General features: G+C 42.6%; 9 protein-coding genes. All 9 read left to right on the forward strand.

Annotated features, from left to right (window positions below; translation table 11 throughout):
- Window positions 1–649 precede the first annotated feature (649 nt).
- The 9 genes from scyA (at window position 650) to IQ246_RS15985 (ending at window position 12,284) form a co-directional block, all read left to right on the forward strand.
- A complete protein-coding gene (gene scyA / locus IQ246_RS15945; protein WP_194004328.1) occupies window positions 650–2,515 on the forward strand; it encodes a scytonemin biosynthesis protein ScyA in 1,866 nt (621 codons plus the stop codon).
- 278 nt (window positions 2,516–2,793) lie between these two features.
- Complete coding sequence (scyB, locus tag IQ246_RS15950; RefSeq protein ID WP_194004329.1) at window positions 2,794–3,855, forward strand: tryptophan dehydrogenase ScyB; 1,062 nt, start codon at window positions 2,794–2,796, stop codon at window positions 3,853–3,855.
- 50 nt (window positions 3,856–3,905) lie between these two features.
- Window positions 3,906–4,877: a scytonemin biosynthesis cyclase/decarboxylase ScyC gene (gene scyC / locus IQ246_RS15955; RefSeq protein ID WP_194004330.1), complete on the forward strand. Its 972-nt coding sequence runs from the start codon at window positions 3,906–3,908 to the stop codon at window positions 4,875–4,877.
- Between the two features lie 63 nt (window positions 4,878–4,940).
- Window positions 4,941–6,227, forward strand: a complete 1,287-nt coding sequence (locus IQ246_RS15960) for a ScyD/ScyE family protein (RefSeq protein WP_194004331.1) — start codon at window positions 4,941–4,943, stop codon at window positions 6,225–6,227.
- Window positions 6,228–6,280: 53 nt separating this feature from the next.
- Complete coding sequence (locus IQ246_RS15965; protein ID WP_244142052.1) at window positions 6,281–7,648, forward strand: ScyD/ScyE family protein; 1,368 nt, start codon at window positions 6,281–6,283, stop codon at window positions 7,646–7,648.
- 227 nt (window positions 7,649–7,875) lie between these two features.
- Window positions 7,876–9,045, forward strand: coding sequence for a scytonemin biosynthesis PEP-CTERM protein ScyF (scyF, locus tag IQ246_RS15970; protein ID WP_194004332.1), 1,170 nt, complete (start codon window positions 7,876–7,878; stop codon window positions 9,043–9,045).
- Between the two features lie 154 nt (window positions 9,046–9,199).
- Window positions 9,200–10,231 carry a bifunctional chorismate mutase/prephenate dehydrogenase gene (gene tyrA, locus IQ246_RS15975; protein WP_244142053.1) on the forward strand — a complete coding sequence of 344 codons (1,032 nt, stop codon included), beginning with the start codon at window positions 9,200–9,202 and terminating at the stop codon, window positions 10,229–10,231.
- Between the two features lie 119 nt (window positions 10,232–10,350).
- A complete protein-coding gene (locus IQ246_RS15980) occupies window positions 10,351–10,983 on the forward strand; it encodes a DsbA family oxidoreductase (RefSeq protein WP_194004333.1) in 633 nt (210 codons plus the stop codon).
- An 8-nt stretch (window positions 10,984–10,991) separates the two neighbouring features.
- Window positions 10,992–12,284, forward strand: a complete 1,293-nt coding sequence (locus tag IQ246_RS15985; RefSeq protein ID WP_194004334.1) for a 3-dehydroquinate synthase — start codon at window positions 10,992–10,994, stop codon at window positions 12,282–12,284.
- The last annotated feature ends 130 nt before the right edge of the window (window positions 12,285–12,414 follow it).

The following is a 12,414-nucleotide window of genomic DNA, read 5'->3' on the forward strand; positions in this document are numbered from 1 at the left end:
GTGTCTAACACTCATAGATTAATGTTTAATTTAAGTATAGTGACACAGCTTACTAACAATCGCAAGGTATCAATCTCCCAAAGCGGCTAAGTAGGAATTGTGGCGATCGCAACAAGAGCCACAAAATTGATACTTGTAGCGAAAGATTTTTCATTGCAAATATGGTCAGATGTCTGACCAATAACTGTGAAGTATCAATTTTATTGAATAGCTAGCTGGAAATTGTAACAACAGCCACAACAGCAACAAAATTGTTATCTGCATCCAAAGATTGTTCATTGTAAATCGGTCTTCACCTGATTAGCGATCGCCGCTTAGCAATCTCCGAAAGTCGCTCCGTAAGCATTGTAGCCATCACAACAACAGCAACAAAATTGGCATCTCCATCAAAGGATTTTTCATTGTAAACAAGTCTTAATCTCCTATATTCTTGTTTTTAGAAGCAAGGCCTTAGTTATTTTGCTTTTTTCATAGAGTTCTTCAACACTACCCTCAAAGCATCAAATATCAAGCAATTCAGACGTCTTTGGGATCAACAGAGTTTGATCATAATTGTAGAAAGCAAAATATTTACTTGTATCAAGCATCTATCAGCGCTTAAACGTATATAAAACAACTTAACGTTGTACCTAAGAATTACTTAAAAACAATGAGCAAAAACTATACTGATTCTAAGTCTTCTCTAATCACCCCTGAGCAATATAGCTATGTGGAATCTGCAACAAACGGTTCCCATCAGCTAAACGAACAGGATAACAACAAAGGAATTCAGCCTTTTTTACCGAACGAAACAGCCTCCCCCCTCTCAGTTGCAGATGCGATCGCTCAGATGCTAGCAACTTTGGGAGTAAGCTACGCTTTTGGTGTTGCAGGGGGTGCGATGGCGAGCCTTTGGAATGCACTATCCAATAGCACTATAGATGTGCTGAACTTCCGCCATGAAGCAGGAGCAGCCTTTGCAGCCACCGAGGCATACTTTGCTAGCGATCGCCCTACCGTAGTATTTACCACCGCAGGCCCAGGGATCACCAACGCTCTGACTGGGTTATTTGCTGCTCGTGGTGAAGGTGCAAAAGTAATCTTGCTCTCGGCTTGCACCTCAGCACCGCAGCGTGGACGTTGGGCTATTCAAGAAACCAGCACCTACACATTACCCAGTGGAGGAATTTTTACTACCGGAGCGCTGTTTAACTATGCAATCACCATCGAATCGGCTGCTCAACTCCCACAAATTTTTCGCAAACTTGCTCTAGCTTTAGCGCAGCCAGGTGGATTTGTAGCCCATTTGAGCATTCCCACCAGCGTGCAGACAAGTTTAGTTGAGGATATGTGCTTACCCCAACTAGATGTTCCTCGCTTTGGGATAACTGCTCCCAAAGAAGCGATCGCTAAATCTGTAGAACTATTATCCTCTGGCCCCTTCGCTATCTGGGTTGGCTTTGGTGCTCGTGACGCCGCAGACGAGATCCGTCAACTCGCCGAGAAAACCGGCGCAGCAGTCATGTGCTCACCTCGTGGTAAAGGTATATTTCCTGAAGATCATCCCCAGTTTGTGGGTGTCACAGGTTTGGGCGGTCATGCTTCCGTCTTGACTTATATGGAACAGCAGCTTCCACTACACACACTCGTATTAGGAACCCGCCTTGGCGAACCCACTTCCTTCTGGAGTTCAGCAATGGTTCCCACAGGAGGTTTTGTACATGTAGATATTGACCCGGAAGTGCCAGGGGTCGCCTATCCACAAGTTAAAACCTTCGGGGTTCGGTCTGATATTAAAGCATACGTACAAGAACTATTGCAGCAATTGCCAGATGCTCCTCCTAGTTCCACACCTTTGTTGCTACCTTGTCCAGAGCGCAAAGGAGTTGAATCAGGTATAGACTACCCCGTGCGACCAGAAGCATTGATGGCAGGAATTCAGAAGATCATTGTTGAAGGTAGCGACGCAGTAGTAATGGCAGAGTGCGGTAACTCGTTTACTTGGTCAACTCATTTACTGCAATTTGCCCAAGCCAACCGTTACCGAGTCAGCACTGGCGTCGGAGCAATGGGTCACGCTGTCACAGGAGTTTTGGGTGCAGCCCAAGCGCGCAAAGGTAAGGCTGTAGCCATTGTGGGCGATGGGGCAATGTTGATGAATAACGAAATCAGCACAGCCGTGAAATACAAGATTCCCGCCATCTGGATTGTACTCAACGATGCTCGTTACAACATGTGTCATCAAGGGATGAAAGTGTTGGGATTAAAAGGTGCAGACGCAACAATGCCACCGACCAATTTCGCCATGATTGCTCGCGGGATGGGAGCAGAAGCGATAGTCGTCGTCAGAGAATCGGATATTGAAGAAGCATTAGAACAAGCGATCGCCTCAAATGTTCCCTTTCTAATCGATGTAGTAATTGATCCCGATCGGCCTGCACCTTCTGGTGGACGTAATAAGAGTTTGGCGGCACAAGGAGTCAAATCAAATCAGGCAAAAAGTTCACCTAAACCAGTTTCATTTCCATTAGTTTGAGCTTCAAGAATTGAAACTTATCTGAAGTTTTTAGACAATAAAACACCACCATTAGTTCTGATTTTATCAGCCACATTGGTCTTGATACCAACAGCTAAAGAATAAGGGTAAAGGATGAAATTAGAAGCAATAAAATTGTCATCTTAGTCAAAAAATACACTACGTCTATTTTCATCTTTTATCTGACTCTTGCAAAAGCCGTATTCCGGATTAAGTGTTTATATGTCCACATCCTTACTTAGCTCTAATCAATCCTAAATCAATATTGAGAAACCAAGATGCTGCTATTTGAAACTGTAAGAGAAATGGGTCACGAACAAGTTCTCTTCTGTCATGGTAAAAATCCAGATATTAAGGCAATTATTGCCATCCATAACACGAGCTTGGGCCCAGCGATGGGAGCAACAAGACTGTTCCCTTATATCAACGAGGAAGCCGCTTTAAAAGACGCTCTCCGTCTGAGTCGTGGCATGACTTACAAAGCTGCTTGTGCTAACATCCCGGCTGGTGGAGGAAAAGCAGTTATTATTGCTAATCCTGAGAATAAAACAGATGAAATGTTGAGAGCTTATGGACGTTTTGTTGACAGCCTCAATGGACGTTTTATTACAGGGCAAGATGTCAATATTACTCCCCAGGACGTGCGAACAATTAGCAAAGAAACTAAATATGTAGTTGGGGTATCAGAAAAGTCTGGTGGGCCTGCTCCTATCACATCATTAGGAGTTTTTCTAGGAATTAAAGCTGCTGTAGAGTTTCGTTGGCAGAGCAAAAGACTTGATGGCATGAAAGTTGCAGTTCAAGGTTTAGGAAATGTCGGCAAAAATCTCTGTCGGCACTTGCATGAACATGACATTAAACTTTTTGTGAGCGATGTAGATCCAGCAAAAACAGAAGAAGTAAAACGACTTTTTGGTGCAACTGTTGTCGAACCAGACGAAATTTACTCTCTGGATGTAGACATTTTTGCTCCTTGTGCTTTAGGAGGAATTATTAATAGTCATACAATTCCCCTATTGCAAGCTCCAATTATTGCTGGCGCTGCTAATAATCAGTTAGGCAATGAGCAAATACATAGTCAAATGCTGGCAGAAAAAGATATTCTTTATAGCCCTGATTATGTAATTAATGCTGGAGGGCTAATCAATGTTTATAACGAAATGATTGGCTACGACGAAGAAAAAGCTTTTAAGCAAGTGCATAACATTTATGACACACTACTAGCAATTTTTGATATTGCTAAACAGCAAGGAATTCATACCAACGATGCTGCTAAACGATTAGCAGAAGACCGGATCATGAACAGTCAGCGCAGCCATTCTAAGGCGATCGCAGCTTAATTGTTAATTTATAACAGTTAGCAATTAGCTATATATGTAAGGAGTGACCAGTGGAAAAAAATACGTTTGCAACATCAGCTTATATCGCTACTTCACCAAAGAGCGCCTTTGACTACCTTTGCAGTTTAAAAAACTTAGACGAATGGACGCTTTATAGCCGGATGAAAGAGCAGATTGACGAAGATACCTGGCTTGGAACTGCGTCTGGCTATCACAAAAATCTCTACTATCATGTTAAAAAATTAGAAAACCCGCTTTTCTACGGCATTGAGTGGCACTGTGGGTTAGAGTATCAGAAATATTTTCAGGTTTACCCTGTCTTACTGTTTCCTCCTGAGTACATCGAGCCAGGAACCGACGAAAAGGGCGTGTACTTTCACTGGCTCAGCTTTGTCGATCCAAAACGGCAAACTCAGATGATTATGCAGGGAATTCATACAGTACATACTTCCGAGTGTCGTTCTCTCAAAGGTAATTTGGAACGCAAAGCCGGTCATACCGCAGCAGCCAAAGGACGCTACTTTATTGATACTGATACCATCTATGTTGATGCCCCAATTGCAATTGGGATTGAATACTTAAAAGACTTACGAAATGTAGATGAGTGGGCGCATCTACTACGACCAAATGGCGATATTACTCCTGAATCAGGTGAATTCAAGGATGAATATGACCAGAAAGTAAAAGTTTCTGTGCGGTTACATGCTCTGAGTAAATACTATTTGCTTGAACAAGAACATTTTTATCCAGATTACGAATATTATCAGCGATCTGTAGCGTTACTTATTCCAACCGCATACTCTTTCGCTGATCCAGAAGCTTCTGGTTTTATCTTGCATCGGATCACATTTTGGAAACCAGGTGAAGCTTTTACTCACGGTAAACTCCAGATTGAGGACTTTGGCGCTGAGAGCATGAATATTAAACGCCTCGTTGAAGGCAAAGCTGGCAATCTTCAGGCGTTTGATCGGGGGATGAGCTACATACCAAAAACTCAAGATTCACTAGTAACTAGTCACTAGCCATTGGTCATTGGTCATTAGCAAGAAAACAAATGACAAATGACAAATGACAAGGCATAAAATATGAAACTGAAGCTACTTGCTATTACTTTTCTCACTTTTTGTATTGCCGCTTTTTCTGGAAACAAAGCCTCACAAGCTGCATCCTTTTCAGTACTTGCTGACGGTCTTGATAATGCCGGAGGGTTAAGCTTTAGTTCTGATGGTAGTCTCTATGTCACAGAGGCGGGAACAGGAGGAAATGGAGCTTGTGTTCCACCAGCAAGTGGTCAAGGCGACTCTTTGTGCTATGGCACAACTGGTGCAGTTACAAAAATTGAGAATGGTAAGATCAAGCGTGTGCTTACCGGACTTCCTTCATTGGCATTACCAGATGGGACTGGAGGCGCTGGGCCTCGTGATATCCAATTTGATGCTACAGGTAAACCTTATGTTTTAGTTGGGTATGGGGCTAATCCAACCTTTCGCGATCGCAATCTCGGTAAAACTGATCTAGGAAACATTATTGCACCCGACTTTAATACGAATTCCTGGACAAGTGTTACTGACTTAGCTAACTATGAACTTGCTAATAACCCTGATGGTAGTGATGTAAGTAGCAATCCCTTGGGTTTGTTAGTTGATGGCAATAATCTGGTTGCAGTTGATGCAGGTGCAAACGACTTACTCGGCGTGAAAACTGATGGCAGTAATTTGCAAGCGATCGCGGTGTTTCCTCAACAGATATTGACTAATCCTGTGTTTCCTCCTTCTGGTTCTCCATCCAATGAGCCGGCACAAGTGCCATCTGGTAATGAAACACCGCGATCGCAGTTTCCCATTCAACCAGTACCCTCAAGCGTAGCCAAAGGCCCCGATGGCGCTTATTATGTCGCTCAGTTTACTGGTTTCCCTTTTCCAGAAGGTGGAGCAAAAATCTATCGCATCGGTGCTGATGGCACGACAGTCTATGCGGATGGTTTTACTCAGCTAACAGATTTGGCGTTTGATACTGTGGGCAATTTATATGCTTTGCAGTACGCCAATCAGTCAGCTTGGAAAAGGAATCTAGATGGTTCGGTGATCAAAATAGCTGCTGATGGGACTCGCACAACTCTTTTGAGTGGCAATGGATTAGAGTCACCTAGCGCCTTGACAATTGGCCCTGATAGTGCTATTTACATCACCAATCGAGGCGATCGTCCAGGACAAGGACAAGTTCTCAGAATTGAAAATCCAAAATCTGTCCCTGAACCTACTTCGACTCTAGGCATATTAACCTTTGGGGCCTTGGGCTTTAATTGGTTGCAAAAGGGTAGGCACAACAAAAGTTTCAAGCCAATGTCGAAGCCTCTCAAAGATTCCCATTAGTAGAAATGGGATTCATTTTCTTGTCAACCTTAACAATGTTCCACAAATTATCAATGTCAAAAGATATGAAACTCAAGCACTTTACTCTTACATTTCTTACTTTTTGTCTTGCCATAGTTACTGGACAGAACGCGGCTCAAGCTGCATCTTTAACCACAATTGCCAGTAACCTAAATAACGCACGAGGTATTACCTTCGGTTCTGATGGTAGTCTGTTTGTGGCAGAAACAGGTCTAGGAGGAAATGGGAATTGCCAAGGATCACCAAGTACTGGAGGCCAGCCTATCTGTGCTGGTAATACTAGTTCAGTTACTAAAATTGCGCCAGACGGTCGTCAAAGTCGTATATTCAACGGTTTCGAGTCTCTAGCGTTACAACCTTCTCAGCAACAGGGAGCAGGTATTCAGGATTTAAAATTTGATTCCAAGGGCAGTGCTTATCTTCTGGCTGGATGGGCTGGTAATCCAGGAAACCGAGATGCCGAATTAAATGCTATTGCTACTAATGTTAAATTCCCACCTCTGCAATCTATTGTTGCTCCTTTACTTCCAGCCGATAAAGTATTAAACACCCCTTCTTTGGCTAAATTATACAAAGCCGACTTGAAGACCCAAACTTTAACACCTATTTTCGATTTTGGGAAATATGAGCTTTTAAATAATCCCGACAAAGGGGATGTAGTTAGTAATCCTTATGCTTTAGCAATTAAGGATGATACCGCATATATTGCTGACGGAGGTGGAAACACTATTTATGGTGTAAAGCTCGATGGCAGCGATGTTAAGGCAATTCCAGTACCTACACAAACTATAAATAATCCAGAATACCCACCAATTTCACCAAATTTACCTCCTGGTGTAGTTCCCGATGGAGGCGCTCCAGCTCAGTTAGAGCTGCAATCAGTACCCACAGGGATCACACTGGGCCCTGATGGTGATATTTATTTTAGCGAATACACAGGTTTTCCTTATCCAGAAGGTGCAGCTCGGGTCTTCCGCATTGGGGATGACGGCGTACCAGAAGTTGTGGCTGATGGGTTTTCAAACGTTACTGACTTAACATTTGATAAAGACGGTAATCTGTTAGTCTTGCAATTCAGTGATCAAGCAGAGTGGAAGGGTAAAGACTTGACTAAACTACCAGGTTCTTTAATCCAACTAGCTCCTGATGGAACTCGTACAACCTTAGTTGCTGCTGGTGAAGGACTCGAATCGTCTACTGGCGTCACCATTGGCCCTGATAATAAAATCTACATCACCAAACGCGGCGTTGGTACATTAGGGGAAGTCGTTCGGGTAGATAGCACAGCGGTTCCCGAACCCACTACTGTATTAACTACACTAACAGCTGCGGCTTTCGGCGGAACTTCTTTGCTGAAGCGCAAACGTAGCAAAAAATTAGCTCAGGCAGAAACTGTTTAATACCTTGGTCATTAGTCATTTGTCTTTTGTAGATCCGAATGGCTAATGAACTGCATGACAGCTTACCTGGCTTTACTAAGTAAGAGTTTAAAAATAAGCTGCTGTCTCACCAGAAAGTTACATTTCAAAGATGAGGCAGCAGCCCGAATTATCAAATTCCCAAACTGGGTCTGGGGACGAAATTAGTCTAGGAAGAGTATAGCTCATACAACCAGGACTTAAAACTCATGGAATTAGTCAAAAATTTGTCCGTTGGCGTTATCAGTGCCGGATTCATGGTGTTAGGAACAGCTGCCCAAGCTTTGTCTGTCACCTTAACCTACGATCGCTCTATTGGTAGCCCTGGTTTTGGCCCTGGGCAACTCTTTGTTCCTCAAGGCATAACGGTGGACGACGCTGGGAACACTTTAATCAGTAATGGTCGCGGTCTGAATCCAGATGGTAGTTTTAACCCAAACATTGGTAACAAGGTTGAGGTATTTAACCCCAAAGGTAAATACATAGGAGCAATTGGTAAAGGTGGCAAAGGGCCCGGCGAATTCGACGAGCCATCAGCTTTAGAAATCTCTCCACAAACCAAGAATTTGTATGTAGGAGATGTTTTCAACAACCGCGTTAATGTCTTTGATCCCAAAGGTAATTTTGTTAAATCATTTGGCACATTTGGTGGTCTTAAAGAGGGTAGAGCTTTCTTTGGGCCATCTGGTGTGACATTTGATAAAACAGGCAATGTGTATGTGGGTGATTTTAGCGGCGACAAGATCAATAAATACACTAAAAATGGCGAGCTAATTAGTAGCATTGGCACTACTGGTACTGAACCTGGACAGTTCCAAGGCCCAGCAGGTCTAAGAATTTCTCCAGTTAGCGGTAATTTCTTTGTAAGTGACCAGTTTAATAACCGGGTTCAGGTGCTTACTCCAGAGGGTAAATCTATCTTGACATTTGGCAAACAAGGTACTGGAGATGGAGAGTTTAATCAGCCAATCGGTTTAGAAGTAGACGAATTTGAGAATATCTATGTGGCTGATTCTATTAATAGCCGCGTCCAAGTATTCGATAAAAACGGTAAATTCCTAACTGCATTTGGTAAACCTTCTGGAGCAACACCTCCCAAATTGGGTGAGCCACCTTTTGGCGACCCCCTCGACCTGACACCAGGCACATTTAACTGGACTGGTGGTACTGCCTACAAAGATGGCAAGTTGTATGTGGGCGATTTCTTTCAAGGTCGCGTCCAAGTGTTAAGCGTAGAAGGTGCAGCCCCAGTACCTGAACCAGTTTCAACTTTCGGGTTTGTATTATTTGGAGTTGGAGCCACTGCGGTGAAAATACAAAAAAATAGACAGAAAAAGACAGTTAGTTTAGAGAAGGAACTAGCTAAAACTGCCGTTTAATTAATTTACTAGCTTCGTTTATTGCCAGAGACAATAAATGCATTCTAGGAGGCTCTGCTTACCGCTTGAGGCAGAGCCTCATACTAGACATTCCCTGTCTTTGACAGGGAACAAGAAACCTAACAGTATTTTGACACTATTGGAGGCAGAAAAAATGCCTTTGAGATCTTCTTATTCAGATCAGCTTAAGCAGAATGACCAAAATTTGATCGCCTTATTGAGCGATCGCCTATCATTACTAGCAGCATCAGAACTTCCTTGTTTAGAAGAACAACTTGCAGATATGGCTCAAGAGCTTGCTCAGGCTGGCATTCCTGAATCTGTTTGGGTAAGTGTGGTGAATGGTTGTCATGCAACCCTGACCCCTGAACCATCATCAGTAAATCATGTCAAATCCCGACAAATTACTATCATCGGTGGACATGGGCGGATGGGAAGATTATTTAGAGAACAACTTTCAGCGGTAGGTCATAACGTTAGTGTTCTCGAATCCGAGGATTGGGATGATGCAAATCAATTATTGAATCAGGCAGAACTAGTATTAGTCAGTGTTCCAATTGAACAGACAGTTGATGTTATCAAACGTGCAGCTAAATATCTATCCCCAATTACAGCTTTATGCGACATCACGAGTATCAAAACTCAGCCAACTCAAGCAATGCTCGAACACCATTTTGGGCCTGTCATGGGATTACATCCTATGTTTGGGCCAAATATAAAATCGTTTTTAGGACAGAAAGTAGTGGTATGTCCAGGTCGAAACGATGATTCATTTCAATGGTTATTAGACTTCATTAAAAGTCAGGGTGGGGAGTTGGTTGTTTCTACGCCTGAAGAACATGACCAAATGATGGTGATTATTCAAGCAACGCAACACTTCTGTAGATTTAGTCTTGGCGTTTTCTTAGCACAAGCGAAAATTGATATAGACCGTAGTTTAACAATGTCAACTCCTAGCTATCGACAAGAGATTGACATACTTAAACGTTTGTTTTCTCAAAACCCTCACTTATGTGTTGACATCATGCTAGCTACAGAAAACAGATGTCAGGCAATTAACTCTTTAGCTAATACATTCAGCCGCCTAGCAAGACTGGTTACAACTAAAGATCGCGCGGCATTGCTCCAAGAATTTGAAACTACTCAAAGCTTTTTTTCTAGCTCACAGGCTCAGCCTACTGTATAATAAATACAGGCAGCAGCCCATAAAATTGTATTCCCTACTAAAAGCTTGAAATCAGGGAAATACCTACAAAAGTAATTAGATTATCGTAATAAAACCTCAGCATCTGAGTCAGAAAAACTATGCTGATTGACATCTTTCATGATCCTGTTTGCCCCTGGTGCAGAATCGGTAAAAAGCATCTTTTTGATGCACTAGCACAATGGCAAAAAGAAACGGTGAATATCCGCTGGCATCCGTTCTTTCTTGATAATACTATTCCTTATTCCGGGTACGAATTTCGCAGCTTCATGCAAGAGAGAAAAGGCATTGGATTAGTACAACTCCAGCATCTGTTTGATTCTACACGACGCGCGGGTGAAATAGCTGGAGTCAAACTAAATTTTGACAAAATCCGTTTGGCCGTCAATACTCAGCTTTCTCACAAGCTGATTAATCTAGCACCAATAAACAGAAAAAACGACATTGTAGAAGCAATTTACAAAGCTTATTTTGAAGAAGGTTTAAATATCGGAGATATTGATATTCTTGTTGCTCTAGGTACAGCCTATCAGATAGAGCCTACTGAATTACGGTTGCAATTGAGTGATGATACTCTGGATGATGCAGTTGTAGCTGAATCAAAATTTGCTCGATTGAATGGCATCACCAGCGTCCCGTTCTTCATCATCAATAATAAAGTCAATATAAACGGTTCTTGTTCTGTGGAAATATTCCTTCAGGCTTTGAACCGTGCCGCAGTTATGGAAATATAAACGAAAATATGATAGTAGATATTAAGCAAAAAAATACATCTAATCTACAATCGATACGCCAAAGTGTTTCGGTTAGCTTTAACTACGAGATTTATTTCACTAATAATATCTTTGAGTTAAAAAATCCCACATTAGCGCAAGTAATTACAGCGGATGGGGAGACGAAACCAAAGAAAATAGTAGCAGTTGTGGATGCAGGATTATTGCAGTTCTGTCCTAATTTACTGTTGCAATTAGCAGCGTATACCAAATGTTATGCAGAGATACTAACGCTGGCTGTTGAGCCGATAATAATTCCGGGTGGAGAAGCTGCCAAAAACGATCGCACTTTAGTAGAGCAAATTCATCAGCAAATTGATGCAGCTAGATTATGCCGCCACTCCTACCTGTTAGCTATAGGGGGTGGTGCTCTCTTGGACTTGGTAGGATATGCAGCTGCAACTGCTCACCGGGGAATTCGCCTCATCCGGATTCCCACTACAGTATTGGCACAAAATGATTCAGGTATCGGAGTCAAAAACGGCATCAACGCCTTTGGCAAAAAGAACTTTCTCGGCACATTCGCCCCACCTTATGCAGTTATCAATGATTCTGCTTTCTTGACTACTCTAGACGATCGCGACTGGCGTTCTGGAATCGCCGAAGCAATCAAAGTGGCGCTAATTAAAGATACTAACTTCTTTTATTTTATCCACTCTCATACCGCAGCTCTTGTCCATCGAGACATGGAAGCTATGCAACATCTCATCTATCGTTGTGCCCAATTACACCTAGATCATATTGCCAATAGTGGTGATCCTTTTGAAATGGGTTCATCGCGTCCCCTGGATTTTGGTCATTGGGCGGCGCATAAACTGGAGCATTTGACTAATTACAGCTTACGTCATGGCGAAGCAGTTGCGATCGGCATCGCTTTGGATAGCACCTATTCCTATCTTCTAAAACTGCTTTGTTGGTCAGATTGGCAACGCATACTGAATACATTGTCAGCGCTGGGTTTCACGTTGTACGTACCGGAACTAACTGAACAATCATCACAACTGGAACATCCCCGTTGTCTGTTTCGGGGTTTGACCGAGTTCCGCGAACACTTGGGTGGGGAATTGACTCTGACACTGCTAAAACACATCGGAGAGGGAATTGAAGTTCATGAGGTGGATCTGTCTTTGTACAGCCAAGCAATATTGCTGCTGCGCGATTTTGTCAAAAATAGACAGACTTTGTTAACACACTTACAGTCAAAGTCTTTTCCATTTCGACACCAGCCAACGCTCAAACTTTCCCCAAATCCACAGCAATAATAAACAATAAACGCGCTCCCGATTTTGCCAATTAATCCTCAAACATCTAAATAGGAAAGATAGGATTCCTATTTGATTGTGGAAAAAAATTCAGTACACCTTTATTACTTCTTCCCCATGCCCCATGCCC

It is taken from the genome of aff. Roholtiella sp. LEGE 12411 (assembly GCF_015206995.1).
Taxonomy (GTDB): Bacteria; Cyanobacteriota; Cyanobacteriia; order Cyanobacteriales; family Nostocaceae; genus Komarekiella.